Raw genomic sequence first — 23,446 nt, 5'->3', positions numbered from 1 at the left:
TCGGCGCAACCACGCGAAAGGCGGTCCCGGCCGGTTGGCCCGACGCCCTCCCCCACGGCCGCCCGCGCAGCCCGGCGGGTTCAGTCCGCGACGTTCACCTGCGCCAACTGCCAGATGCTGCGCGCGAAGGTCGTCTCGGTGCGGTAGCGCGGCGCGAGATCATAGGGATAGACCACCCAGTAGGGCCCCTTTTCGCGCACCGGCATCACCGCGCCGTTCACCCGCGTCGCCACGATCGGCGCGGTATCGTCGATCTCGTCGATCGGGATCTCGATCCGGTAGTCGTTGAGCGCCACCAGCTCCACCGTGCCGGCCTCGGGGTCGACCCCCATCCGGTCGAGCAGCGCCGCCAGCGGCACGCCCGAGAACTGCGCGTCGCCATCGGTCCAGATCGTGCCGGTGACGAAGCTTTCCTGCGGCATGGCGTCGAGCGCCGCAAGATCGAGCGACGTCACCCCCAATTCGGGGCTGCTGAGCGTCAGGGCGATCCCGTCCGGTTGTGCCGCCGCGAGACCCGGCGCGGCCAGCACGAAGAGGGCGGTCAGGGCGGGTTTCAAGGCCTTGAACATGTCGAATCACCCCTCGGTTGCGGTCCCGCAAGATTGCGCGGTTGCGCCTTTTCAAACCATGTTGCATCCGCACATGTATCCTATGCGATGGGGTAGGTTCGATCTTCGTTCTATCTCCAATTGTACAGGATCGCCGATCTTGCACGATTCAACACGCCGGGACGCATCGTCATTTGCTTCGGATCGGCCATTCGTCACGAAATAACCGGATTTCGGAAAGGATATTGAGGCATGACTAGGACAGACGCCGACAACCGCAAGCGGAGAACCAGATGCGCATCCTGATCGCCGACGACCATGATCTCGTCCGGGAAATGCTGGCCACCTATCTCGAGAACGATGGCGGCATGCGGGTGGCCCAGGCCGGCAGCCACAGCGAGGCGATGGCCACGCTGCGCCGCGACGGGCCGTTCGAGCTGGTGCTGCTCGACTACATGATGCCGGGCATGCAGGGGCTCGAAGGGCTGCGCCGCGCGCTCGAGGCGGCGGGCGGCAACCCGGTGGCGCTGATCTCCGGCAGCGCCGACCGCCGCATCGCCGAGGCCGCGCTCGCCGCCGGGGCGGCGGGTTTCCTGCCCAAGACCATGGCGGCCCGCTCGCTCGTCAACGCGGTGAAGTTCATGGTGATGGGCGAAACCTATGCCCCGATCGACTTCATGAGCGCCCCGGACGAGAAATCCGCCGCCGACGGGCTGCTCACCCCGCGCGAACGGCAGGTGCTCGAAGGGCTGACGCAGGGCAAGTCCAACAAGGAGATCGCCATCGACCGCGACATCCAGGAGGTGACCGTCAAGCTGCACGTCAAGACGCTGTGCCGCAAGCTCGGCGCGCGCAACCGCACCCATGCCGCGATGATGGCGCGCGACCAGAGCCTGATCTGATCCCGCTCCGCCGCGATCGGTCCTTTCCCCTGCGCGAGGCGTGGAATTCCCCCCATGGCTGGCCTAACATGGCCCCAGGGACAGGACAGGCAGGCCATGGAAACGACAGCGACCGAGCGCAACAACGTCGTGACGACCGGGCAGGATGACGGCGCGCCGATCGTCTTCGTTCACGGCTTCGGCTGCGACGGGACGATGTGGCGGCAGGTCGCCCCGGCCTTCGAGGACAGCCGCAAGGTCGTCACCTACGACCTGACCGGCATGGGGCAATCCGACCTGTCGGCCTATGCGCCGCATCGCTACGCCGATCTCGACGCCCATGCCGAGGATCTGTGGGAGATCCTCGCCGAGCTTGACCTCTCTGGCGCGGTGCTGGTCGGCCATTCGGTCGGCGCCAGCATCGCGCTGCTCGCCGCCGCCCGCGCGCCGGAGCGCGTGTCGCGGCTGGTGATGGTTTCGCCCAGCCCGTCCTTTCTCGATGACGCCACGCAGGGCTACCGGGGCGGTTTTTCGTGCGAGGATCTCGAAGGTCTGGTGGGCTTTCTCGACGAGAACCATCTCGGCTGGTCGGCGCAGATGGCGCCGACCATCGCGGGCCAGCCCGCCGGCGCCCCCGCCGCCGAGGAGCTGACCCGGAGTTTCTGCCGCACCGACCCGGCCATCGCGCGGCATTTCGGTCATGTCACCTTCTTCGCCGACCAGCGCGGCGCCTTTGAGCGCGCGCGGCACCCGTCGCTGATCCTGCATTGCGACGACGACGCGCTGGTGCCGATGCCGGTGGCGGAATGGATGCGCGACAGCGTGCCGGGCACGACCCTGCGGGTGATCCCGGCCACGGGCCACTGCCCGCACATGACCGTCCCGGACATCGTGGTGACGGAAATGCGCGGTTATCTCGGACAGGGCTGATGACCGCCGGTGCCGGGCCTCGCCACCTCGATGCCGCCGCCGAGCTGATCGAGGACGCGCCCTGCGGCATCGCGGTGACCGATCCTGACGGGCGGCTGCGATATGTCAACGCCACGCTGGCGGGCTGGCTCGACCCCGGCGGCCGGAACGGGGACGCGCCGCGCAGCCTGCCCGAAATGCTTACCCTGCCGGGGCGGATGTATTACGAAACCCACCTCGCGCCGATGATGCGGCTGCAGGGCTTCGTGCGCGAGATTTCCTGCGCGCTGCAGGTCGCGGACGGGCCACCCCTGCCGGTCTTGATCAGCGGCGTGGCGCGGCGCGACGCGGATGGCGGCTTCACCCGGTTCGACTACACCATCTTCGATGCGCGTGAACGGCGCGCCTATGAAGAAGAGCTGCGCCGCGCAAAGCGCGAGGCCGACGAACTGGCCGCGATCGTGCGCCGGTCGCCCAACGCCATCCTGCGGGTCGACGGCGCGGGCCGGTTGCGCAGCTGGAATGCCAGCGCCGCGCGGCTTCTGGGCCCCGACGAGACCGCCGCACAGGGCCGCCCGGTCGACGAGGCGATCGCCTTCGACGCCCAGCCCGGCTGGTTCGCGCGCACGGTCGCGCAGGCGCCGGAAACGGCGGAGATCCTGTTCGAGGCCAGCCATGCCGACGGATCGGTCTTCGAGGTGACGCTCACCCCGATCGGCGAGACCGGCCTGCCGGGGCAGGAAAGCTGGTCGGTGATCCTGCGCGACATCACCCGCCGCCAAAGCGCCGAGCGGCAGCTTCGGGTCATGTTCGACGAGATGCGCCACCGGGTGAAGAACACGCTCGGCGTGGTCGCGGGCATCGCCCGGCAGACCCTTGCCCGCCCCGATGCCGAGCAGTTCGTGTCGCGGCTGAAGGCGCTGTCGCAGGCGCATGACGCGCTCACCGGCAATGACGGCGCGGAGGCCGAGCTGCGCGACCTGCTCGACTTCACGCGCCGCGAGGCGGGCGGCGCGGCGCGGCTGCGCGTCACCGGCCCCGAGATCCGGCTGTCGGCGCGGCAGGCCACGTCGCTCTCCATGGCGTTTCACGAGCTGGTGACCAACGCGCTGAAATACGGCGCGCTGTCCTGCGCCGCGGGCCATGTGCAGGTCGATGTCGCGCTGGAGCCGGGACACCGGCTGCGCCTGTCATGGCGCGAACGCGGCGGCCCGCCGGTGGTGGCGCCGGCCCGGAGCGGCTTTGGCACCAAGATGATCGGCCAGGTGCTCCGGGCCGAGCTGGGGGCCGACGTCAGCTTCGACTTCGACCCGGAGGGTTTTTGCTTCGAAGCGGCCTTTCCGCTGGGCTAGGCGCGCAGGAGCGCCGCGGCGATCTCGTCCCGCCCCGCCCCCTGCCCCAGCAGCGCCGCCAGCAGCAGCCGCGACTTGAGCCCCGGCAGCGTGCCGGTCATCAGCGCGCCCGCCTCGACCAGCGTGGTGCCGCCGCTATCGGCCCCGTAGACCGCGCGCGTGCGCCCCTCGAAGCAGCGCGACGCCAGAAGCACCGGCACCCCGGCCTGCGTCAGCCGCGCCACGACCGGCGCGAAGCCGCGAGGCGCGTTGCCCCGGCCAAAGCCCTCGATCACGACGCCGGGCGCGCCGGACTGCGCGCAGAACTCCAGCAAGGCGGGCGTGGCCCCGAGACCGAGCTTCAGCAGTTCGACCCCCTCGGCCAGGCCGGCATCGGCGACGATGCGGCGCGCGCCCGGATGGCGGTAGAGATGCACCTCGCCAAGATCGACCTCGCCCAGCTTGCCCGCGCCGGGCGAGCGGAAGGTGTCGGTGCGCGAGGTATGCGCCTTGGTCACGTCGCGCGCGGCGTGGATTTCGCCCTCGAACAGGATCACCGCGCCGATGCCGCGGGCCTGCGGCGCCGCCGCCACCCGGATCGCGTCGGCGATGTTGCGCGGCCCGTCGCTGTCGGGATCGCCCGCGTGGCGCTGCGCGCCGGTGAACACGACCGGCTTGTCCCCCGCCACGAGGATATCGGCGAGATAGGCGCTTTCCTCCATCGTGTCGGTGCCGTGGGTGACGACGACGCCCGCGCAGTCGGGCGCGTCGAGAGCCGTGCGGATCGCGGCAACGAGCCCATGCGCATCCGCGAGGGTGAGCGCGAAGCTGTTGAGCTCGCGGAATTCCTGCACCCGGACATCGATCCCGTCGAGCGGATCGTGCAGCATGCCCATCAGCGCCGCGCCGGCGAGCGATGCGGTGACGGCGCCGTCTTGCTCGGAATGGCGCGAGGCGATGGTGCCGCCCGTCGAAATCAGCGTGACACCGGTCATGTGGCGCTCCTCTGCTCTGCCCGTATCGTGGTACCCGCGGCCGGATTCGAACCGGCACGCCCTGAGGGCAGGAGATTTTAAGTCTCGTGTGTCTACCATTCCACCACGCGGGCCCGAAGGCAGGCTTACGACGCGCAAGCGGGACGGTAAAGCACAAGCGCAACGGGATGCCGGTGCCCGGCGCCTCGAACCGGCCGCCTTCGGGCGGCCAGCCACGCGCGCCACGGCCAAAGGGCCATGGCGGAGCGGCGGATCATGCGCCATGCTGCGGCCGCGGCCCGCGCCGCGCCGAGCTTGAGCCAAGGGCCCCCCGCATGTTTCCGATCCGCGACCACAACCCCGCGCAGGCGCGGCCCTGGGTCACCTGGAGCCTGATCGCGATCAACGTCGCGATCTATCTGTGGATGGTGGTCACGCTCGACACCGGCGCGGATCTCGCCCGGCTGTACTACGACTGGGCGATGATCCCGGCGCGGCTGTCGCAGGCCGAGAACCCGGTGGCGCTGGTCAGCGCGCTGTTCTTGCATGGCGGCTTGCTGCACCTTGCGGGCAACATGCTGTTTCTGTTCATCTTCGGCGACAACCTCGAAGAGCAGATGGGCCATGGCGCCTATCTCGGCTTCTACCTCGCCTCGGGCGTGGCCGCCAATCTCGCGCAGTTCGGGGCCGAACCCTTTTCGCCGATCCCGACCATCGGCGCCTCGGGCGCGATCGCCGGGGTGATGGGCGGTTATCTGTTGCTGTTCCCGCGCGCGCGGATCGACATCCTCGTCTTCCTGATCGTGATCCTGAAGCTGGTGCCGGTCCCGGCCTGGGCGGTGCTGGTGGTGTGGTTCGGGCTGCAGGTGCTGGGCGGGATCGGCATGGACGCGAGCACGGGCGGGGTGGCCTACTGGGCCCATGCGGGCGGCTTCGCGGCCGGTCTGGCGCTGACGCTGCCGGTCTGGCTGCGCCGGGGCGGCCCGGCCTTCTGGACGCGCACGCATGGGGTGCCGCCGCATACCGCAGCGGCCATCGCGCCCCCTGCCCGCCCCTTCATGGCCGGGCGCGGTGACCCGGCGCCCGGCCATGAGGATCAGGCCGCGCGGGCGCGGACCAGCTTGGCGAATTTCTCGAAGATGTCGGCATTGGCCACGACCACGTCGCCATGCTCCAGCGGATCGTGGCCTTCGCGGATCGCACCGACGAAGCCCCCGGCCTCGGTGGCGATGATCATGCCCGCCGCGATGTCCCAGATCCTGGTCTCGCGCTCCCAGTAGCCTTCGGTGCGCCCGGCGGCGACATAGGCCATGTTGAGCGCGGAGGAGCCGTATTGGCGCAGCCCCGCGACCTCGGGGGCGATCCGCGCGAGATCCTGGATCATCGCGGGCAGCGTGCGGCGCCCGGCGCAGGGCACGCCGGTCGAGAAGATCGATTCGACGAGACGATGCCGCGCCGACACCCGCAACCGGCCTTCGTTGAGCCATGCGCCCTCGCCCTTCTCGGCGTGGAACATCTCGTCCTTGACCGGATCGTAGATCACGCCGGCGACGATCTTGCCCTTGTGCTCCAGCGCGATCGAGATCGCCCAGTGCGGCATGCCGTGCAGGTAGTTCGTGGTGCCATCAAGCGGGTCGACGATCCAGCGCCGGGTCGGATCCTCGCCCTCGACCGGGCCGCCCTCTTCGCCCAGGAAGCCATAGGAGGGCCGCGCCTCCATCAGCGCCTCGCGGATGGTCTGCTCGGCCTGGCGGTCGGCGCGGGTGACGAAATCGCCCGGCCCCTTGGTCGAGACCTGCAGCTGCTCGACCTCGGCGAAGTCCTTGAGCAGCGCGCGACCGGCGCGGCGGGCGGTCTTCATCATCACGTTGAGATTGGCGGAACGGGCCATCGGGGCCTCCTGAGGCTTTGGGCTGTCAGGCCCTTCGGGGCCCTGAGATGTCACGGATCAAGCGGCCATAGCCGCTCAGCGCCATCGCGGCAAGGGGCCAAGCGGCGGCCCGCCTAGCCCCTTTGCAGCTTCACCGCCTCCTGACGCGCCAGACGGGTGAAATGCGCGATGTAAGGCCGCGCGGTGTCATCCGCGCGGGTCGCGGCGAAAAGCCTGCGTGTCTTGCCCTGGGCGGTCAGGGGCCGGGTCACGAAATCGGCGTTGTGCCGCAGCTGCCGCACCACCCAATCGGGCAGCACCGCGACGCCGCGATTGGAGGCCACGAGCAGCAGGATCACCGCCGTCAGCTCCACCTGCCGGATCGCCGCGGGCTCCACCCGCGCGGGGATCAGAAGCTCGGTGAAGACATCGAGCCGGGTCCGCTCCACCGGGTAGCTGATCAGCGTCTGGTCCGCGAAATCGCGCGCCTCGACGAAGTCCTTCGCGGCCAGCGGATTGGCCGAGGAGGCGACGAAGACCGGCTCGTAATCGAACAGCGGCGTGAAATCGGTCTCGGGCAGCGGCTCGGGATCCGACGAGATCACCAGATCGACCATCTCGCGCCTCAGCGCCGGCAGCGCGTCGAAGGCGAGACCGGGGCGGATGTCGACATCGACCTCGGGCCAGGCCTTACGGAACTGCTCCAGCACCGGGAGCAGCCATTCGAAACAGGCGTGGCACTCGATCGCGATATGCATGCGCCCGGACTTGCCCGCGATCAGCCCGGCGAACTCGGCCTCGAGATCAGCGACGCGCGGCAGGATGTCCTCGGCCGCGGCCAGAAGCTTCATCCCCGCCGCCGAAAGCTTGAGCGGCTTGGAGCGGCGCACGAAGAGCTCGACCCCGGCCTGATCCTCGATGCCCTTGATCTGGTGGCTCAGCGCCGATTGCGTGATGTTCAGAAGGTCGGCCGCCCGCGCCAGACCGCCGGTGTCGTGGATCGCCTTGATGGTGCGCAGGTGGCGGAACTCGATGTGCAAGTGAAACTCATCATTGTCGTGAGGGTTATGAATTTGTCTCACGTCCCCCCATCTGCGACAAGGTCCACAGCCCATAGGAGACCGTCCATGACCCGCCCCGCCGTCAGTTTCGAATTCTTTCCGCCGAAGAACATCGAAGGTTCATTCCGTCTTTGGGACACGGTGCAGGCGCTGGCGCCGATGGGACCGGAGTTCGTCTCCGTGACCTATGGCGCGGGCGGCACGACCCGCAAGCTGACGCATGAGGCGGTGGACGCGATCCACAAGAAGACCGATCTGCGGGTCGCGGCGCATCTGACCTGCGTCGACGCGACCCGGGCCGAGACGATGGAGATCGTCGACGGCTACGCCAAGGCGGGCGTCGCGGAGATCGTCGCGCTCCGGGGCGATCCGCCGAAAGGCTCGGGCGGGTTTCGCGCCCATCCCGAGGGTTTCGCGGGCTCGGTCGAGCTGATCGAGGCGCTGGCGAAGCGCGGCAATTTCCGCATCCGCGTCGGCGCCTATCCCGAGCCGCATCCCGATGCCGGTCACGCGCTGGCCGATGTCGAGCACCTCAAGCGCAAGTTCGACGCGGGCGCGCATAGCGCGATCACGCAGTTCTTCTTCGAGGCGGACACCTTCTTTAGGTTTCGCGATGCCTGCGTGAAGGCGGGGATCGACGCGCCGATCATCCCCGGCATCCTGCCGATCGAGAACTGGAAGGGCGCGCGCAAATTCGCCGCCATGTGCGGCACCTCGATCCCGCAGGTCGTGGCCGACGGTTTCGACCACGCCGCCGATCAGGCCGAGGCCGACCTTCTGGCCACGGCGCTGGCGACCGAGCTGTGCGACAAGCTGATCGCGGGCGGGGTGGAGCATCTGCATTTCTATACGCTCAACAAGCCGGACCTGACGCGCGATGTCTGCCACGCGCTGGGCATCACGCCCAAACCCGCGCTGAGCGAAGTGGCCTGAGCCGCGAGGGGGCGCTGCCCCCGCGGCTGCGCCGCCCCCCGGCGTATTTTGGGAATGGTGAAAGGCCGGGCGGGCCGCTTGTCCTTTCATCACTCCCCAAATACGCCCTACCCGGTTCCGGCGCCCGCGCTACCCTCGGGATCATGGCCGATCTTCTGACCTTCACCGACCGGGGCATCTATTGCGAAGCGGGCGATTTTTATATCGACCCGTGGCACCCGGTCGACCGCGCGCTCGTCACCCACGGCCATGCCGATCACGCGCATGAGGGGATGCGACGCTACCTTGCCACCGACATCGCCGCGCCGGTGATGCGGCATCGCCTGGGCGACATTTCCCTCGACACGATCCGCTATGGCGAGACGCGCAGCATCGGCGATGTCACCGTGTCGTTCCACCCGGCGGGCCACGTCCCCGGCTCGGCGCAGATCCGGGTCGAGCGCAAAGGCGAGGTCTGGGTCGCCTCGGGCGATTACAAGACCGTCGATGACGGGCTTTCCACGCCGTTCGAGCCGGTGAAGTGCGACGCCTTCATCACCGAATCCACCTTCGGCCTGCCGGTGTTCAAATGGACGCCGCAGGACGCGCTGGCCGCCGATCTCAATGCCTGGTGGGCCGCCAACGCCGCAGAGGGGCGGTTCTCGCTCATCGGCGCCTATGCGCTGGGCAAGGCCCAGCGGATCCTCACGCTCGCCGATCCCTCGATCGGCCCGATCCTGACCCATGGCGCGGTGGAAAACACCAACGCGGTGCTGCGCGCCCAAGGCATCAAGCTGCCCGACACGATCCGGGTGACGCCCGACACCGATCTCAAATCGCTCGCGGGCGGGCTCGTCGTCGCCACGCCCTCGGGCTTGGGCGGCCCGTGGTCGCGGCGCTTCAACCTGCCGGGCAAGCCCGCCTCCACTGCCTTTGCCAGCGGCTGGATGGCGCTTCGGGGCGTGCGGCGCAGGCGGGCGGCGGACCGGGGCTTCATCATGTCGGACCATGCCGATTGGCCGGGGCTGAACGCCGCGATCCGCGAAACAGGCGCGTCGCGCATCTTTGTCACCCATGGCTACACGACCGTCTTTCGCCGTTGGCTGGAGAGCGAAGGGTATGACGCCGCCATCGTCTCGACCGAGTACTCCGGCGAGAATTTCGACGCCGAGAGCGAGGGCGAGACGGCATGAAGCGCTTTGCCGAGCTTTTCCGCGCCGTCGATCAGACCACCCGCACCACCAAGAAGGTGGCGGCGATGGCCGAGTATTTCCGCGAGGCGCCCGACGCCGACAGGCTCTGGACCATCGCACTTTTCTCGGGCCGCCGCCCGCGCCGCACCATCACCGCCACCGTGCTGCGCGAATGGGCCGCCGAGCGGGCGGGCATCCCGCTATGGCTGTTCGAGGAGGCCTATCCCATCGTCGGCGATCTGGCGGAGACGATCTCGCTCGTGCTGCCGCCCGCCGAGGCCGAGGAGGACCGGCCGCTCAGCCACTGGATCGGCGAGATCCGCCGCCTGTCGAAACAGGACGAGGCCGCGCGCAAGGCGGGCATCCTCGCCGCATGGGACAGGCTCGGCCCGACCGAGCGGTTGTTGTTCACCAAGCTGCTCACCGGGGGCTTTCGCGTCGGCGTCAGCCAGAAGCTGATGACAAGGGCGCTGTCGCAGGCCACCGGCATCGACGAGGCGGAGCTCACGCATCGGCTGATGGGATCGTGGACGCCCGACGACATCACTTGGCACAGCCTCGTCCACGCGCCCGACCCGACCGCCAGCCTGTCGCGCCCCTATCCCTTCTACCTCGCCTACCAGCTCGACGACCCCGAGGAGCTGGGCGATCCGGGCGACTGGATGGCCGAGCGCAAATGGGACGGCATCCGCGGCCAGCTGATCCTGCGCGGCGGCGATCATCACCTCTGGTCGCGCGGCGAAGAGCTGATGACAGACCGGTTCCCCGAACTGGCGCGCATGAAGGATTTCCTGCCCATGGGCACGGTGATCGACGGCGAGGTGCTGGGCTGGGGCGACGAGGTGCCGCTGTCATTCAACGCGCTGCAAAAGCGCATCGGCCGCAAGACCGTGCCGAAGAAGCTTCTGACCGAGGCGCCAGCGATCCTCATGGGCTACGACCTGTTGGAGCAGGACGGCGAGGACATCCGCGCCCTGCCCTTCGCCGAACGGCGCGCCCGGCTCGACGCGCTGGGCCGCGGCCTGCCGCCAGAGGCGCCGTTCCGGCTTTCGCCTCTGGTGCCGGTCGAAAGCCTCGACCAGCTCGCCCGCGAGCGCGCCCGTTCGCGCGAGCTGATGGCCGAGGGGCTGATGCTGAAGCGTGCGGACAGCCCCTATCTGGCGGGGCGCAAGAAGGGCGACTGGTGGAAGTGGAAGGTCGACCCGCTCACCATCGACGCCGTCATGGTCTATGCGCAGGCCGGATCGGGACGGCGCGCCAACATGTTCACCGATTTCACCTTCGCGGTGAAGGACGGCAACGGGCTGGTGCCCTTCACCAAGGCCTATAGCGGGCTGACCGATGCCGAGTTCCGCCAGATCACCGCATGGGTGCGCAAGAACACGCTCGAACGCTATGGCCCGGTGCGTCACGTGAAACCCGAGCACGTCTTCGAGATCGGCTTCGAAGGCATCCAGCCCAGCCCGCGCCACAAATCCGGCGTCGCCTTGCGCTTTCCGCGCATGCTGCGCTGGCGCCATGACAAGCCGCTCGACGAGATCAACACGCTGGAGGATCTTCGGGACATGCTCGCCGCCTATGGGGGAGACAGCGCCGCATGAGACATGCCGCCGCCGTGATCGCGGGGATCATCCTCGCCCTGCTCGCCATGGCCTCGCTGCTGCCGCTGCTGGAGACCGACGCGTGGTGGGTGCGCTATCTCGATTTCCCGCGCCTGCAATTCGCCGCCGCCATCGTGCTGGTCTGGACCCTCATGGTGGCGCTGGGCGGCATCGGCCACGGCGCCGCGCGCTGGATGACGGTGCTGGCCATCGCCGCACTCGCCTATCACGGCTGGCGGCTCTGGCCCTACCAGCCGCTCGCCGCGAAGATGGATCCGGGCGAGGCGAGCTGCGCGCCCGAGGAACGGCTCAGCGTCATCGTGGCCAATGTCCAGCGCTCGAACCGGCAGGTCGGTGAGGTGATCGCGCTCGCCCGCGACGAGAACCCCGACCTGTTCTTCGTGCTGGAGACCAATGAATGGTGGGACGAGGCGCTCGCCGCGCTCGACGCCGATTACGCCCACCACGAACAGGACATCCCTTCCGACGCCACCTATTACGGCATGCACGTGTTTTCGCGTCATCCCTTCGACAGCGCGCAGATGCGCTTTCCCTTCGGCGCCGACACGCCGCTTTTCGACGGGGTGCTGGCGCACCCTGCGGGCAAGCTGCGGGTGTTCGGCGTGCATCCCCGCCCGCCGCAGCTGGGCCAGCCCTCGACGCTGCGCGACGCGACCATGCTGGAGGCGGCGATGGGCGCGCGTGACGGCGTGCTGCCAGCGCTGGTGGCGGGCGATTTCAACGCCACGCCGTGGGAGCGGACCGCGCGCCGCACGCTGCGGCTGGGGCGGCTGATCGACCCGCGCGCCGGGCGCGGCCCGATGCCCAGCTTCGACGCCAATTCGTGGTGGATGAAATGGCCGCTCGACCAGATCCTGTGGCAACAGGGCCTCGCCATGGCCGATTTCGAGGTGCTGGGCGGCATCGGCTCGGATCACTACCCGGTGCGCGCCGATCTGTGCTTTACCGTCAATGCCGACCAGCGGGTCGAGACCGCCGCCGAGGGCGATCTCGACGAGGCGCAGGCCACGTTTCAAAAGGCGCGCGCCCTGCCCGATGCCGCGATGGATGGCTGACACGGGTTGAGACGCCCCCGAGCTACCCATATCTCTTTCATCCATGAATTCACGAGAAGGCCAGATCATGACCCGACAGCCCCGCTTCGACGCCGCGACCGAGACCGGGGGCCGCCCCTTGGGCAACCTGCCGGAATGGGACCTGACCGATCTTTACCCCGCGCCCGACAGCGCCGAGATCAAGAACGACATCGACTGGCTGGAAAAGGCCTGCGCTGCGTTCGCCGCCGATTACGAGGGCAAGCTCGCCACACTCGACGCGGCCGGGCTGCTCGAGGCGGTGCAGCGCTACGAGCGCATCGACATCGTCGCGGGCCGGATCATGTCCTATGCGGGGCTGCGCTACTACCAGCAGACCACCGATAGCGAACGCGCCAAGTTCATGTCGGACTGCCAGGACCGGATCACCGCCTATACCACCCCGCTTGTCTTCTACGGGCTGGAATTCAACCGGCTCGACGAGGATCGGCTCGAAACCCTGCTCGGCCAGAGCCAGGAGCTGAACCGCTACCGCCCCGTCTTCGAGCGGATGCGCGCGATGAAGCCCTACCAGCTTTCCGACGAGCTGGAGAAGTTCCTGCACGACCAGTCGAGCGTCGGCGCCGCCGCGTGGAACAAGGTGTTCGACGAGACCATCGCCGGGCTGACCTTCACCGTCGATGGCGAGGAGCTGGGGATCGAGGGCACGCTCAACCTTCTGACCGAGCAGGACCGCACCAAGCGCGAGGCCGCGATGCGCGAGCTGGCGCGGGTGTTCAAGACGCAGATCCGCCTGTTCTCGCGCGTGCACAACACGCTCGCCAAGGAAAAGGAGATCGAGGATCGCTGGCGCGGCATGCCGACGCCGCAGACCGGGCGCCACCTCGCCAACCATGTCGAACCCGAGGTGGTCGAGGCGCTGCGCGACGCGGTGGTCGCGGCCTATCCGCGCCTGTCGCACCGCTACTACGCGCTCAAGGCGAAATGGCTCGGGCTCGAGCGGATGCAGGTCTGGGACCGCAACGCGCCGCTGCCGATGGAGACCGACCGGATCGTCGGCTGGGACGAGGCGCGCGCCATGGTCGAGGAGGCTTACGGCGATTTCGACCCGCGCATGGCCGAGCTGGCGAAACCCTTCTTCGACGAGGGCTGGACCGACGCGGCGGTGAAGCCGGGCAAGGCGCCGGGCGCCTTCGCGCATCCGACCGTCTCGACCGTGCACCCTTACGTGATGCTGAACTACCTGGGCAAACCGCGCGACGTGATGACGCTGGCGCATGAGCTGGGCCACGGCGTGCATCAGCGCCTCGCGGCGGGTCAGGGCGAGCTTCTCTCCTCCACCCCGCTGACGCTGGCCGAGACGGCGTCGGTGTTCGGCGAAATGCTGACCTTCCGCAAGCTGCTCGCCAAGGCCAAGGACACCAACGAGCGCAAGGTGCTGCTCGCCGGCAAGGTCGAGGACATGATCAACACGGTCGTGCGCCAGATCGCGTTTTACGATTTCGAGTGCAAGCTGCACGCCGCGCGCGCGCAGGGGGAGCTGACGCCGGACGACATCGACGCGCTGTGGATGAGCGTTCAGGCCGAGAGCCTCGGGCCGGTCTTCGACTTCGCACCGGGCTATGAGAGCTTCTGGGCCTATATCCCGCACTTCGTGCATTCGCCCTTCTACGTCTATGCCTACGCCTTCGGCGACGGGCTCGTGAACGCGCTCTACGCGGTCTACGAAGAGGGCGGCGAGGACTTCCAGGAGAAGTATTTCGAAATGCTGAAGGCGGGCGGCTCAAAGCACCACAAGGAGCTTCTGGCGCCCTTCGGCCTCGACGCCTCCGACCCGGCCTTCTGGGACAAGGGGCTGTCGATGATCGAGGGCATGATCGACGAGCTGGAGAAGATGGAGGGCTGAGCCTTCTTGCCGCGGGCCGGGCGCGTCGCGCGCCCGGCCCGTTTCATCTGGCCGGTCAGGCCAGCATTTCCTTGACCACCTCGAAGGACGAACTCAGCGCCTCGGCCTCCGCCCGCGCGATGGCCGGGGTCTGGCGCGACCACTCGCCCGTCTCCGTGCAATGCAGCATGAACTGCGCCAGATCGGCGTGGCGGGTGCGGATCAGATCCTCGGGGATCACGTCGGGCACCACCACGTAATCGCCGGTCAGGGGCTCGGGCAGCAGCCAGCCGGGGCGCACCGCGGTCCAGTCGAGGCGGCTCGCGCGCAGCATCTCTTCCATGTCGCGCATCTGCTGGAGCACGCGGGTCAGCGCCGGGATCGCAGTGGTGCGAAACAGCGCGGGGCCGCGATCATGGGTAACGACGAAGCTGGCCGAGATCGTCACGAGACGCGAGACGCCCCGCGCCTCCATCGCGTCGATCAGGTTGCGCGTGCCGGTGGTGTAGAGAGGCGGCGGGTCCAGCAGAGTCGCCGGATCGCCCGGCACGCCAAGCGCAGAGATCACCGCGTCGACCCCATCGACGACGGGGCCGAGATCGTCCTCGATCACGTTCGCGGTCACGCGCTCGACATTCGGCCCCGCCGGGGGCGCGTCGTCGGGCCATTCCATTTCGGCGGCGCGGACGCGATGGCCCCGCGCCACCGCCTGTGTCACGATTTCCCGGCCCGTCACGCCATGCGCGCCGAGCACGAGGATTGTCCTGGGATCTGCCATCGCGGTTGCCTCCGGTGATGTGTCCCGGTTCAACCGCCGGCCCTGTCAGCCGTTCCCGCGACCGCCCGCCGCATAGACCATGTCGATCATCGCCTGCGTGCCCCGGCTGAACTCCAGCGGGCAGGCGTAATCGGCGCCATGGACCGCGGCGGTAAAGGCCTCGACCTGGAGCTTGTAATGATCGACGCCCGGCCAGCGTTCATGCAGCACGCGCTTGCCCTCGGTCTCCAGCGTCAGCTCGGCCTGCCCGAAGGTGTTGGCGTTGAACGGGCACAGCATCCTGAGCACGCCCTCCTCGCCGTGGAACGTCACCTCCTGGCGCGGGAACAGCCGCATCGACACCATGCCCGAATAGTCGAATCCCTCGAAACCGGCGGCGACATGCGCATAGACGTCGACGTCGTTCTCGTAGCGGATATTGGCATGGTGGATCGTCTGCGGCTCCTGCCCGGTGACGAAACGGACCGAGCCGAAGGCATAGACGCCGATATCGGGCAGCCCGCCGCCGCCGGTTTCGGGCTTGTTGCGGATGTTGTCGGTCTGGGCGGCGTTGTTGAAGCTGAACGTCGCATCGACATGGCGCAGCGCGCCGATCGCGCCGCCCTGCACCAGATCGCGCGCGCGCACCCATTGCGGGTGATGCACGATCATGTAGGCCTCGGCCGCCATCAGCCCGGTGGCGTCGCGCCTGGCGATCACCGCGTCGAACGCCTCGGCCTTCATGGCGAGCGGCTTTTCGCACAGCACGTGCTTGCCCGCATCGAGCGCCTTGAGCGTCCATTCGACATGCATGGCGTTCGGCAGCGGGATGTAGACCGCGTCGATCTCGGGATCGTCGAGCAGCGACTGGTAGTCGGCATGCAGCCTGAGGCGCGGCTGGAACGCGCGAAACGGTGCGGCCTTGTCCGGCGACGAGGTGGCCAGCGCGGCGAACTCCGAGCCTTCGGCGGAATGGATCGCGCGGGCCATGGCGCCCAGCGCGAATTTCGAGGCGCCCAGCACGCCCCAGCGGATCGGTTCGGTCATCGCGGTCTTTCCCTGCCTGCCGGAAAGAAAAAACCCCTCCCCGGTCTCGCGGGGAAGGGTAATCCACGGGCGCCCGAGTGCAACGCGTTTACGAGCGTTCCAGCATTCCGCGCTCGCGCGCCAGCTCCTGCATCCGCTTTTGCAGCTTTTCGAAGGCACGCACCTCGATCTGGCGGATCCGCTCGCGGCTGACCTCGTACTGCCCCGACAGGTCCTCGAGCGTCACCGCCTCGTCCTGCAGGCGCCGCTGCACGAGAATGTCGCGTTCGCGCTCGTTGAGCACGCCCATCGCCTCGGCCATCAGCTCGCGCCGGGCGTCGAGCTCGTCGCGCTCCTCGTAATCGGTCGCCTGGTCGGCGCTGTCATCCTCGAGCCAGTCCTGCCACTGGGTGGCGCTGTCGCTTTCGGAGCCGACCATGGCATTGAGCGAGGCGTCGCCGCCCGACATGCGCCGGTTCATCGAGACGACCTCGTCCTCGGTCACGCCGAGATCGGTGGCGATGCGCTTGACGTTCTCGGGGCGCAGGTCGCCCTCTTCGAGCGCGCCCAGACGCGCCTTGGCCTTGCGCAGGTTGAAGAACAGCTTCTTCTGGCCCGAGGTGGTGCCGAGCTTGACCATCGACCACGACCGCAGCACGTATTCCTGGATCGAGGCGCGGATCCACCACATCGCGTAGGTCGCGAGGCGAAAGCCCTTTTCGGGGTCGAACTTCTTCACCGCCTGCATCAGGCCGACATTCGCCTCGGAAATCACCTCGGCCTGCGGCAGCCCATAGCCGCGATAGCCCATCGCGATCTTGGCGGCGAGCCGCAGATGCGAGGTGACGAGCTGGTGCGCGGCGCTGGCGTCCTCGTGGTCGACCCAGCGCTTGGCCAGCATGTATTCCTGCTCGGGCTCCAGCATCGGGAACTTGCGGATTTCCTGCAGGTAGCGGTTCAGCCCCTGCTCCGGCGACGGGGCGGGAAGATTCGTATAGGTCTCTGCCATGGGCCCCTCCTTTCGGATGTCTCTTGGGTCGGTCAGCGATACGGGTTCGCCCCCGCAGGGGCAAGCACCGCCATCGCATCAGCCTTGTGCAATGATGAACCGAACCGCACCCCCTGCGCGAGAGGGCAGGCGGACGGCTCGATCATATGTGAATTTCGTTACGGCCCCTAACCGCGCAGCGCGGCGAGGAGTTCCGCCATGTCGGCGGGCAGCGGGCTGTCGAATCGCAGCCGCTCGCCCGTGGCGGGATGGGTGAAGCCCAGGCTCGCCGCATGCAGCGCCTGCCGCCCGAACCCGGCGGCCAGCGTCACCGCGGCCGCGCCATGGGTCTTTTCCGACAGCTTGCGCCGCCCGCCATAGACCGGGTCGCCAATCAGCGCGTGCCCGACATGCGACATGTGCACCCGGATCTGGTGGGTGCGCCCGGTTTCCAGCCGGCATTCGACCAATGCCGCGCCCGCAAAAGCCTCCACCACCTTGGCGCGCGTCACCGCGTGGCGGCCCTGATCGAAGCTCACCGCCTGCCGCTGCCGGTCGGTGCGGTGGCGGCCCAGCATGGTCTGGATCTTGAGCACCGAGCCGGTCTCGAAGCTTGCCCCCTTCACGCCGCGCAGCCGCGGGTCGTTGGGGTCGGGCACGCCGTGGCACAGCGCGAGGTAGTGCCGCTCGGCGGTGTGCTTCTCGAACTGCAGCGCGAGCCCCTGATGCGCGCGGTCGGTCTTGGCCACGACCAGAAGACCGGAGGTGTCCTTGTCGATGCGGTGCACGATGCCGGGCCGCTTGGCGCCGCCCACCCCCGACAGATCGTCGCCGCAATGATGGATCAGCGCGTTGACCAGCGTGCCGTCGGGCGAACCGGGCGCGGGGTGCACCACCATGCCCGCGGGCTTGTCGATGACGATGAGATCGTGATCCTCCCAGACCACGCTCAGCGGAATCTCCTGCGCGCCGATATGGCTTTCGGCGGCCTGCGGCACGGTGATCTCGATCTCGGCCCCCTCGGCGACGGCGGATTTGGCGTCGGTGGCCACGACGCCATCCACCCGCACCGCACCCTCGGCCAGGAGCCTTGCGATGCGCGACCGCGACAGCGTGGCCGCCTCTGGCACATCGCGGGCCAGCGCCTTATCAAGACGCGCCGGCGGATCTTCGGCGATGATGAAGCGGACGACAGTGGAGAGATCGGCCATGCAGGCTCCCGAGACAGACGGCCCGGTCAAGATCCCGCCCGAGCTGAAATGGCTCAAATGGCTGGTGATCGCTCTGGCGGGCGTGATGATCGCAGGCTTCCTAGTGCTGATCGCGGCGCTTGTCATCCGCCTGAATGCCGAGGCGCTGCCGCTGCCCGAGCGGATCGCCCTGCCCGAGGGGGCCGCGCCCATGGCGTTCACCCAAGGCGCCGACTGGATCGCGGTGGTCACGACCGACGACCGGGTGCTGGTCTACGCGCGCGACGGCGCGTTCCGGCAAAGCATCGAGATCGACCGCGCGGAGTAGGCCCCGCGCGGCCGGGCGGTGTCAGGCGTGACCGCCTTCATGCGGCATCAGGTGGGTCCACAACGCCGCGACCGCGAGCACCAGCCCGCAGATCACCGGGTTCCAGGCCGCGATGCCGGTGCCGGAAAAGCCCAGCACCCAAGGCGTGGCCACGATCAGCACCGCGAAGACGGCGACCGCGAAATCGGCCCCGTCCTGCGCGCTTTCGCGCATCATCGCGGTGGCGGCCAGCGCGACCACGATCGCCCCGAGCGCCACGAGCACCCAAAGCGCGCCCCCCGCCATCCCCAGAAACCAGGGCGATACGACCAGCCATGCGCCGATCGCCGCATAGATCCAGTCCTGCCAATGATGTCGATGTGTCATGCACGTCCTCCCCTGCATTGCCGGTGACGCGCCCGTCCGGGCCGTCCGTCCAACATGGGGAAGCGGCCCTCGGGCCACGATGCGGCAGCGTGGCGCCGCACTCCGCAGATATGGGCGTGCGCCGCATTCCGCGTCAGGGCGATGCGGTCACATCTTCGCGATTCCGGGGGAGAGGGAGGTGGTACCGCCTTCCTGGCTTGAACAGGAGACCTCTGGATCCACAATCCAGCGCTCTAACCAACTGAGCTAAGGCGGCACTGGGGCGGAATTAGCGCCGCGCGCGCGGGATTGCAACCCCCTCCCCGGCCCTTGCGGCCCGCTTTGCCGCAAGGTCGCCCGTCTTGCCCGGCGGGCGCGGCGGCGCTAGGGACAGGTTCAGCTTTGAAAGGAACCGACATGGGCATCGACACCGAACGCGACATCGAGGCGAATCTGCAGATCGGCCCGACCGATCAGGGCATGGTGCGGCTGTTCATCGAAGCCGGGGCGACCGAGATCCCGATGGATTTCGACCCCGACGAGGCCGATGACATCGCCGAGGAGATCATGGCCGCCGCGCGCGCCGCGCGCTCGGTCAAGAAGAAAGGCTGATCGCCGGATCGCGCGCCTTGTGCCAGCGCAGCGCGGCATGGCGCGCGAATTTCTGCAGCATCGATTTGCGCCGGGCGCCCGCGAGCCGGGCCTCGGGCGCCATGGTCACGATCTCCGCGTCATAGCCGTCGGCGACGATGACCCCCGTCTCCTCGGGCAGAAGCTCCAGCGGGAACGCGTCGTCCACCGCCCAGAAATAGCGGTCGCAATATTCGAGATAGCCCTGCCATTTGCGGTCCGAGGTGAAATCGGCGCGCGAGGATTTGCATTCGATCACCCAGATCTCGCCCTTGGGCCCCATCGCCATCACGTCGACCCGAAGCCCCGGCGCGGGCACGAACTCCTCGACCGTCACGAAACCATGGCCCAGCAGATGGCGACAGACGCCCCGCGCGAGAAGCTGGCCCGGCTGCGGCTCGGCGCGCGGGCGCGCCAGCGCCTCCGCCGACAGCGCATCTTCGGGCAAGGCCGCCGCGCGGCGCGGGCTCTCGTCCCAATCGTCCCAATCATCCGGCATGGGCGCCATCATGAACAATCGGGCAACACGCCGCAAGCCACGAAAGACCGGCCGCGGCCCCTTGTCATGCCCGGCGTGCGATCCTAGGTGTGGTCGCGGCGGGTTCTGCTCTTCTCGTGCCAAGGGGTCAAATTCCAGAGGCCTTAAGCAATTCCACGGGAGCTGGCTCTGTGCGGACCCTGGTTCGTTTACCTGGCGCCCACCTGTATACACAGGTCCCCGGGAATTCTCACCCCTACGGTCGCTGCGGTTCCCGCCACTTTTCCCCAGCCCGAACCTTTCCGGCGCGGCCATCGCCCCGGGCGATGCCCGAAACGCGGATCGCCGGCAGCCGGGCCGCGCTTTCCCCCAGAAGAACCGGCCCACAAGGCAAGGGGCGCGGCCATCGGCCACGCCCCTCTTTCGATTGCATCCGGCGCCTTGATCGGGGCCGGGCGTTCAGAACGCCTCGGGCCGGGCCTCGCGCGCCATGTGATCGAGCACCGCGTTGACGAACTTCGGCTCGCGGCCATCGGGGTAGAACGCCTTGGCGATCTCCACGAACTCGACGATCACCACCTTGGGCGGCGTCACCTTGCCGAGCATCTCGGCGCCCGCGGCACGAAACAGCGCGCGCAAGGTCGGGTCGATCCGGGCGATCGGCCATTTCGCGACCAGCGCGCGATGCGTCATCTGGTCGATCGCGGCCTGCTCCTCGACCGCGCCCTCCATCAGGCCGCGGAAGGTGGCCAGATCGCCCTCCTCCCATTCGCCTTCCTCGTAGACGGCGCCGAAGCGATGCGTTTCGAATTCGCGCATGACGCGGTCGACGGACTGCTCGGAGGCCTCCATCTGGAACAGCGCCTGCACGGCATACATGCGCGAGGCGGAACGCATCCGGCGCTTTTGGGTGTTCGATTCGGCCATCAGCCCTCTCCCAGCCGGTCGGCGGTAAAGCCGAGCCCCTTGTCCTTGCGCCCCAGCCGGCGCGACAGCGCCACCAGGTGCAGCGCCGCCGCCGCCGCGCCGCCGCCCTTGTTCTGGCCGTCCGGGTCGGCGCGCACCGCGGCCTGTTCGTAATTCTCGACCGTCAGGATGCCGTTGCCGATGCACAGCCCCTGCAGCCCCAGAAGCGTCAGCCCGCGCGAGCTGTCGTTGCACACGGTGTCGTAATGCGTGGTCTCGCCGCGGATCACGCAGCCAAGTGCGACGAAGCCGTCATATTCGCCCATCCGCGCGGCGATGCCGATGGCGGTGGGCAGCTCCAGCGCGCCGGGCATCTCCGTGACCTCGTAGCTGCCACCGGCGGCCTCGATCTCGGCCATGGCACCGGCGACGAGCCCGTCGGCGATGTCCTTGTAATAGGGGGCGACGACGATGAGGATCTTCGGGCCGTCGTCGAATTCGGGACGCGCGAGCGCGTGGTGGGTGGGGCCGGCCATCATCCGATCTCCGAGATCTTGCGGGTGTCGGTGATCTCGAGCCCGTAGGCATCGAGCCCGACCACGCGGGGTTTGGGGGAATTGGTCAGCAGCACGATCTTCGACAGGCCGAGCGAGGAGAGGATCTGCGCGCCGAGACCGTATTGGCGCAGCACGTGCGGCGAATGCTCTTCGGTGGTGGCGAGCTTCATGTGCAGATCGCGCAAGAGCACCAGCACGCCGCGGCCTTCGTCGGCGATCGCCTGCATGGCATCGCCGAATTCGCGCGCCCGGCCCTTGGGGCCGGTGCCCACCACGTCGAGCATCGGGTCGAGCGTGTGCATCCGGGTCAGCACCGGCGCGTCGCCCGAAATGTCGCCCTTGATGAGCGCGATATGCTCGGCGCCCTGCGTGGTGTCGGTATAGACGCGCAAGGTCCAGTCGCCGCCGAATTCGGACTGGATTTGCTGCTCGTCGCGCAGCTTCACGAGATTGTCGTGGCGGCGGCGATAGGCGATCAGGTCGCTGATCGTGCCGATCTTGAGGTTGTGGCGCTGCGCGAAGGCGACGAGATCGGGCAGACGGGCCATGGTCCCGTCCTCCTTCATGATCTCGCAGATCACGCCCGACGGGTTGAGCCCCGCGAGACGCGAGATATCGACCGCCGCCTCGGTGTGGCCCGCCCGGACCAGCACCCCGCCCTCGCGGGCGCGCAGCGGAAAGACGTGGCCGGGCGTCGCGATGTCGGCGGCGGTCTTGGTGCCGTCGATGGCGACGGCGACGGTGAGCGCGCGGTCCTGCGCCGAGATGCCGGTCGACACGCCCTCGCGCGCCTCGATCGACACGGTGAAGGCGGTCTCGTGGCGCGAGGAGTTGTTGGTCGACATCAAGGGCAGGCCCAGCGCGTCGATCCGGTCGCGCGGCAGCGACAGGCAGATCAGGCCGCGGCCATGGGTGGCCATGAAGTTGATCGCGTCGGGCGTCGCCATCTGTGCGGGGATCACGAGATCGCCCTCGTTCTCGCGGTCCTCGTGGTCGACGAGGATGAACATGCGCCCGTTGCGGGCGTCGGCGATGATCTCGTCGATCGGGCTGATCGCGTCCGACCAGTCGCGCTCCACGGGGCCGGGGGTTTCGAAGGCTTCGGTCACTGGCGGTTCCTGACGATTGGCGCGGTGGCGGGATGTCCGTGCAGATAACGGCTGAAGGCGGCTTTGCAAAGCCCGCAAGCCCGCGCGCCGGGCTGACCTCGCGCCTAGCGGGCGGGCCAGCCGCGCGGCGCGGCAAGCAGCGCCGCGATCACCGCGTCGAGCGCCGCGCGCGGCGCAAGGCCGAGCATCAGCGGCGCGTCGCAGCGCAGCGTCACCGGCCCCGTCACCTCGTTCGACGTCCCGACCCGCCGCGCGGGCGCGAAATCGATGCCAGCGGTGGGCCAGCGCAGCCCTTGCGAGACGCAGCCGACCTCTCCCATCGGAAACAGCGAGAACGGCGTGCCCGGCGCGAGATCGAGCCCGATCCGGGGCGGGCAGAGGAACACGAGGCTCTCGGCCCCGATCAGCAGGCAGCGCCGCTCGGGCCGCGCCACCAGCCCGTGAAAGACCGCCAGCTCGTGATCGAGCCGCCCGCCCGTGAACCCCACGGCGAGCACCAGCGGCGCGTCGATGTTGCGCAACGCCTTGTCGAAATCGGTGCTGTCCTGTTCGGCGATCTCGTGCAGCCGGTCGGCGAAACGCGCGGCGGCATCGCCGAGGCTGTCCATGTCGCCGATCACCGCCATCGGCGCCTGCCCCGCCGCGGCGGCATGACGGGCCCCGCCATCGGCGGCCACCAGACGCGGCGCGCGCGCCAGCGCCAGCGCCAGGTCGTCCGCGCCGAGCGCGCCGCCCCCCAGAAGCGTCACCGCCTCGCCGCTCTGGACAATCGCCATGGCCATCTCCCATCATCCCCGCGCATCGAACGGTCCGCCGCGGTTTTGCCATGAAATCATCCCATGGCCACCCATGTCGTGATCCCGTTTCAAACCCATTCCCTGCTACATCGGGACGGACAGGGTAGAAAGCGAG

24 protein-coding genes, 2 tRNA genes, 1 other RNA gene and 1 pseudogene are annotated in these 23,446 nt (G+C 68.6%); 12 read left to right on the top strand and 16 right to left on the bottom strand.

What is annotated here, in order from left to right; translation table 11 throughout:
• Positions 1-80: 80 nt before the first annotated feature.
• Positions 81-569, bottom strand: coding sequence for a putative pterin-binding protein (locus LOKHON_RS07690; protein WP_017929039.1), 489 nt, complete (start codon positions 567-569; stop codon positions 81-83).
• A 272-nt stretch (positions 570-841) separates the two neighbouring features.
• Here LOKHON_RS07690 and LOKHON_RS07685 point away from each other — a divergent pair, with 272 nt between their 5' ends.
• The 3 genes from LOKHON_RS07685 to LOKHON_RS07675 all read left to right on the top strand — a co-directional run bounded on the left by LOKHON_RS07685 (position 842) and on the right by LOKHON_RS07675 (position 3,690).
• The gene (locus tag LOKHON_RS07685; RefSeq protein ID WP_017929038.1) at positions 842-1,450 is read left to right on the top strand and encodes a response regulator transcription factor; all 609 of its coding nucleotides are present in this window, start codon (positions 842-844) and stop codon (positions 1,448-1,450) included.
• A 96-nt stretch (positions 1,451-1,546) separates the two neighbouring features.
• A complete protein-coding gene (locus tag LOKHON_RS07680) occupies positions 1,547-2,359 on the top strand; it encodes an alpha/beta fold hydrolase (protein ID WP_017929037.1) in 813 nt (270 codons plus the stop codon).
• The gene (locus LOKHON_RS07675) at positions 2,359-3,690 is read left to right on the top strand and encodes a sensor histidine kinase (RefSeq protein ID WP_017929036.1); all 1,332 of its coding nucleotides are present in this window, start codon (positions 2,359-2,361) and stop codon (positions 3,688-3,690) included. Before LOKHON_RS07680 ends, LOKHON_RS07675 begins: the two co-directional genes overlap by 1 nt.
• Here LOKHON_RS07675 and LOKHON_RS07670 read toward each other — a convergent pair.
• Together LOKHON_RS07670 and LOKHON_RS07665 are read right to left on the bottom strand one after the other, a co-directional pair.
• Entirely contained in the window at positions 3,687-4,664 is a 978-nt protein-coding gene (locus LOKHON_RS07670; protein ID WP_017929035.1) for an asparaginase, read from the bottom strand. The two genes, LOKHON_RS07675 and LOKHON_RS07670, sit on opposite strands and share 4 nt — an antisense overlap.
• Positions 4,665-4,692: 28 nt before the next feature.
• Positions 4,693-4,777 (bottom strand) — tRNA-Leu (locus LOKHON_RS07665).
• Positions 4,778-4,831: 54 nt separating this feature from the next.
• On the opposite strand from LOKHON_RS07665, the pseudogene LOKHON_RS15645 reads away from it, so the two are divergent.
• Positions 4,832-5,596 (top strand): annotated as a pseudogene (locus LOKHON_RS15645) (rhomboid family intramembrane serine protease); the annotation flags it as partial.
• A gap of 143 nt (positions 5,597-5,739) precedes the next feature.
• On the opposite strand, the gene LOKHON_RS07660 reads toward LOKHON_RS15645, so the two are convergent.
• Both LOKHON_RS07660 and LOKHON_RS07655 read right to left on the bottom strand, forming a co-directional pair.
• Positions 5,740-6,534: an inositol monophosphatase family protein gene (locus tag LOKHON_RS07660; protein WP_017929033.1), complete on the bottom strand. Its 795-nt coding sequence runs from the start codon at positions 6,532-6,534 to the stop codon at positions 5,740-5,742.
• A gap of 113 nt (positions 6,535-6,647) precedes the next feature.
• Positions 6,648-7,553 (bottom strand): LysR family transcriptional regulator, encoded by a 906-nt coding sequence (locus tag LOKHON_RS07655; protein WP_017929032.1) that lies wholly within the window; start codon positions 7,551-7,553, stop codon positions 6,648-6,650.
• Between the two features lie 87 nt (positions 7,554-7,640).
• Between LOKHON_RS07655 and metF the strand changes: the two genes are divergently transcribed.
• From metF to LOKHON_RS07630, 5 genes are all read left to right on the top strand, one after another.
• The gene (gene metF / locus LOKHON_RS07650) at positions 7,641-8,507 is read left to right on the top strand and encodes a methylenetetrahydrofolate reductase [NAD(P)H] (RefSeq protein ID WP_017929031.1); all 867 of its coding nucleotides are present in this window, start codon (positions 7,641-7,643) and stop codon (positions 8,505-8,507) included.
• Positions 8,508-8,650: 143 nt separating this feature from the next.
• Positions 8,651-9,679, top strand: coding sequence for a ligase-associated DNA damage response exonuclease (locus LOKHON_RS07645; RefSeq protein ID WP_017929030.1), 1,029 nt, complete (start codon positions 8,651-8,653; stop codon positions 9,677-9,679).
• On the top strand, positions 9,676-11,280 hold the full coding sequence (locus tag LOKHON_RS07640) for an ATP-dependent DNA ligase (RefSeq protein ID WP_017929029.1): 1,605 nt from the start codon (positions 9,676-9,678) through the stop codon (positions 11,278-11,280). Before LOKHON_RS07645 ends, LOKHON_RS07640 begins: the two co-directional genes overlap by 4 nt.
• Positions 11,277-12,356 (top strand): endonuclease/exonuclease/phosphatase family protein, encoded by a 1,080-nt coding sequence (locus tag LOKHON_RS07635; protein WP_017929028.1) that lies wholly within the window; start codon positions 11,277-11,279, stop codon positions 12,354-12,356. Before LOKHON_RS07640 ends, LOKHON_RS07635 begins: the two co-directional genes overlap by 4 nt.
• A 67-nt stretch (positions 12,357-12,423) precedes the next feature.
• A complete protein-coding gene (locus LOKHON_RS07630) occupies positions 12,424-14,241 on the top strand; it encodes a M3 family oligoendopeptidase (RefSeq protein ID WP_017929027.1) in 1,818 nt (605 codons plus the stop codon).
• Positions 14,242-14,296: 55 nt separating this feature from the next.
• On the opposite strand, the gene LOKHON_RS07625 is transcribed toward LOKHON_RS07630, so the two are convergent.
• The 4 genes from LOKHON_RS07625 to LOKHON_RS07610 form a co-directional block, all read right to left on the bottom strand.
• Positions 14,297-14,998, bottom strand: coding sequence for an NAD(P)-dependent oxidoreductase (locus tag LOKHON_RS07625; protein ID WP_033315584.1), 702 nt, complete (start codon positions 14,996-14,998; stop codon positions 14,297-14,299).
• A gap of 45 nt (positions 14,999-15,043) precedes the next feature.
• On the bottom strand, positions 15,044-16,024 hold the full coding sequence (locus tag LOKHON_RS07620) for a Gfo/Idh/MocA family protein (protein WP_017929025.1): 981 nt from the start codon (positions 16,022-16,024) through the stop codon (positions 15,044-15,046).
• Between the two features lie 88 nt (positions 16,025-16,112).
• Positions 16,113-17,012, bottom strand: coding sequence for an RNA polymerase sigma factor RpoH (rpoH, locus tag LOKHON_RS07615; protein WP_017929024.1), 900 nt, complete (start codon positions 17,010-17,012; stop codon positions 16,113-16,115).
• 167 nt (positions 17,013-17,179) lie between these two features.
• Positions 17,180-18,202 carry an RluA family pseudouridine synthase gene (locus LOKHON_RS07610; RefSeq protein WP_017929023.1) on the bottom strand — a complete coding sequence of 341 codons (1,023 nt, stop codon included), beginning with the start codon at positions 18,200-18,202 and terminating at the stop codon, positions 17,180-17,182.
• Here LOKHON_RS07610 and LOKHON_RS07605 point away from each other — a divergent pair.
• On the top strand, positions 18,201-18,509 hold the full coding sequence (locus LOKHON_RS07605) for a DUF6476 family protein (protein WP_017929022.1): 309 nt from the start codon (positions 18,201-18,203) through the stop codon (positions 18,507-18,509). The genes LOKHON_RS07610 and LOKHON_RS07605 overlap by 2 nt on opposite strands.
• Positions 18,510-18,530: 21 nt before the next feature.
• Here LOKHON_RS07605 and LOKHON_RS07600 read toward each other — a convergent pair whose 3' ends face one another.
• Positions 18,531-18,875 (bottom strand): SPW repeat protein, encoded by a 345-nt coding sequence (locus LOKHON_RS07600; protein ID WP_017929021.1) that lies wholly within the window; start codon positions 18,873-18,875, stop codon positions 18,531-18,533.
• A 179-nt stretch (positions 18,876-19,054) separates the two neighbouring features.
• Positions 19,055-19,131 (bottom strand) — tRNA-His (locus LOKHON_RS07595).
• Between the two features lie 140 nt (positions 19,132-19,271).
• On the opposite strand from LOKHON_RS07595, the gene LOKHON_RS07590 reads away from it, so the two are divergent.
• On the top strand, positions 19,272-19,466 hold the full coding sequence (locus LOKHON_RS07590) for a DUF6324 family protein (protein WP_017929020.1): 195 nt from the start codon (positions 19,272-19,274) through the stop codon (positions 19,464-19,466).
• Here LOKHON_RS07590 and LOKHON_RS07585 read toward each other — a convergent pair.
• The gene (locus LOKHON_RS07585; RefSeq protein WP_017929019.1) at positions 19,450-19,983 is read right to left on the bottom strand and encodes an MmcB family DNA repair protein; all 534 of its coding nucleotides are present in this window, start codon (positions 19,981-19,983) and stop codon (positions 19,450-19,452) included. The genes LOKHON_RS07590 and LOKHON_RS07585 overlap by 17 nt on opposite strands.
• 99 nt (positions 19,984-20,082) lie before the next feature.
• On the opposite strand from LOKHON_RS07585, the gene ssrS reads away from it, so the two are divergent.
• Positions 20,083-20,240: non-coding RNA, 6S RNA (ssrS, locus tag LOKHON_RS16670), on the top strand.
• Between the two features lie 181 nt (positions 20,241-20,421).
• Here the strand turns inward: ssrS and nusB are convergent.
• From nusB to LOKHON_RS07565, 4 genes are all read right to left on the bottom strand, one after another.
• Positions 20,422-20,889 (bottom strand): transcription antitermination factor NusB, encoded by a 468-nt coding sequence (nusB, locus tag LOKHON_RS07580; protein WP_017929018.1) that lies wholly within the window; start codon positions 20,887-20,889, stop codon positions 20,422-20,424.
• Positions 20,889-21,404: a 6,7-dimethyl-8-ribityllumazine synthase gene (locus LOKHON_RS07575; protein ID WP_026147538.1), complete on the bottom strand. Its 516-nt coding sequence runs from the start codon at positions 21,402-21,404 to the stop codon at positions 20,889-20,891. The genes nusB and LOKHON_RS07575 overlap by 1 nt, the downstream gene beginning before the upstream one ends.
• The gene (ribB, locus tag LOKHON_RS07570; protein WP_017929016.1) at positions 21,404-22,534 is read right to left on the bottom strand and encodes a 3,4-dihydroxy-2-butanone-4-phosphate synthase; all 1,131 of its coding nucleotides are present in this window, start codon (positions 22,532-22,534) and stop codon (positions 21,404-21,406) included. Before ribB ends, LOKHON_RS07575 begins: the two co-directional genes overlap by 1 nt.
• Positions 22,535-22,638: 104 nt before the next feature.
• Positions 22,639-23,316 (bottom strand): thiamine diphosphokinase, encoded by a 678-nt coding sequence (locus tag LOKHON_RS07565; protein WP_017929015.1) that lies wholly within the window; start codon positions 23,314-23,316, stop codon positions 22,639-22,641.
• Positions 23,317-23,446 lie beyond the last annotated feature (130 nt).

The sequence above is a fragment of the Limimaricola hongkongensis DSM 17492 genome (assembly GCF_000600975.2).
Taxonomy (GTDB): domain Bacteria; phylum Pseudomonadota; class Alphaproteobacteria; order Rhodobacterales; family Rhodobacteraceae; genus Limimaricola; species Limimaricola hongkongensis.
The sequence above is the reverse complement of the archived record's forward strand: the minus strand, read 5'-3'. Positions and strand labels throughout refer to the sequence as shown.

Coding starts and splice junctions, on each gene's coding strand:
- LOKHON_RS07690 (WP_017929039.1), bottom strand. CDS start 569: ATGTTCAAGGCCTTGAAACCCGCCCTGACCGCCCTCTTCGTGCTGGCC.
- LOKHON_RS07685 (WP_017929038.1), top strand. CDS start 842: ATGCGCATCCTGATCGCCGACGACCATGATCTCGTCCGGGAAATGCTG.
- LOKHON_RS07680 (WP_017929037.1), top strand. CDS start 1,547: ATGGAAACGACAGCGACCGAGCGCAACAACGTCGTGACGACCGGGCAG.
- LOKHON_RS07675 (WP_017929036.1), top strand. CDS start 2,359: ATGACCGCCGGTGCCGGGCCTCGCCACCTCGATGCCGCCGCCGAGCTG.
- LOKHON_RS07670 (WP_017929035.1), bottom strand. CDS start 4,664: ATGACCGGTGTCACGCTGATTTCGACGGGCGGCACCATCGCCTCGCGC.
- LOKHON_RS07660 (WP_017929033.1), bottom strand. CDS start 6,534: ATGGCCCGTTCCGCCAATCTCAACGTGATGATGAAGACCGCCCGCCGC.
- metF (WP_017929031.1), top strand. CDS start 7,641: ATGACCCGCCCCGCCGTCAGTTTCGAATTCTTTCCGCCGAAGAACATC.
- LOKHON_RS07645 (WP_017929030.1), top strand. CDS start 8,651: ATGGCCGATCTTCTGACCTTCACCGACCGGGGCATCTATTGCGAAGCG.
- LOKHON_RS07640 (WP_017929029.1), top strand. CDS start 9,676: ATGAAGCGCTTTGCCGAGCTTTTCCGCGCCGTCGATCAGACCACCCGC.
- LOKHON_RS07635 (WP_017929028.1), top strand. CDS start 11,277: ATGAGACATGCCGCCGCCGTGATCGCGGGGATCATCCTCGCCCTGCTC.
- LOKHON_RS07630 (WP_017929027.1), top strand. CDS start 12,424: ATGACCCGACAGCCCCGCTTCGACGCCGCGACCGAGACCGGGGGCCGC.
- LOKHON_RS07625 (WP_033315584.1), bottom strand. CDS start 14,998: ATGGCAGATCCCAGGACAATCCTCGTGCTCGGCGCGCATGGCGTGACG.
- LOKHON_RS07620 (WP_017929025.1), bottom strand. CDS start 16,024: ATGACCGAACCGATCCGCTGGGGCGTGCTGGGCGCCTCGAAATTCGCG.
- rpoH (WP_017929024.1), bottom strand. CDS start 17,012: ATGGCAGAGACCTATACGAATCTTCCCGCCCCGTCGCCGGAGCAGGGG.
- LOKHON_RS07605 (WP_017929022.1), top strand. CDS start 18,201: ATGCAGGCTCCCGAGACAGACGGCCCGGTCAAGATCCCGCCCGAGCTG.
- LOKHON_RS07610 (WP_017929023.1), bottom strand. CDS start 18,202: ATGGCCGATCTCTCCACTGTCGTCCGCTTCATCATCGCCGAAGATCCG.
- LOKHON_RS07600 (WP_017929021.1), bottom strand. CDS start 18,875: ATGACACATCGACATCATTGGCAGGACTGGATCTATGCGGCGATCGGC.
- LOKHON_RS07590 (WP_017929020.1), top strand. CDS start 19,272: ATGGGCATCGACACCGAACGCGACATCGAGGCGAATCTGCAGATCGGC.
- LOKHON_RS07585 (WP_017929019.1), bottom strand. CDS start 19,983: ATGCCGGATGATTGGGACGATTGGGACGAGAGCCCGCGCCGCGCGGCG.
- nusB (WP_017929018.1), bottom strand. CDS start 20,889: ATGGCCGAATCGAACACCCAAAAGCGCCGGATGCGTTCCGCCTCGCGC.
- LOKHON_RS07575 (WP_026147538.1), bottom strand. CDS start 21,404: ATGGCCGGCCCCACCCACCACGCGCTCGCGCGTCCCGAATTCGACGAC.
- LOKHON_RS07565 (WP_017929015.1), bottom strand. CDS start 23,316: ATGGCCATGGCGATTGTCCAGAGCGGCGAGGCGGTGACGCTTCTGGGG.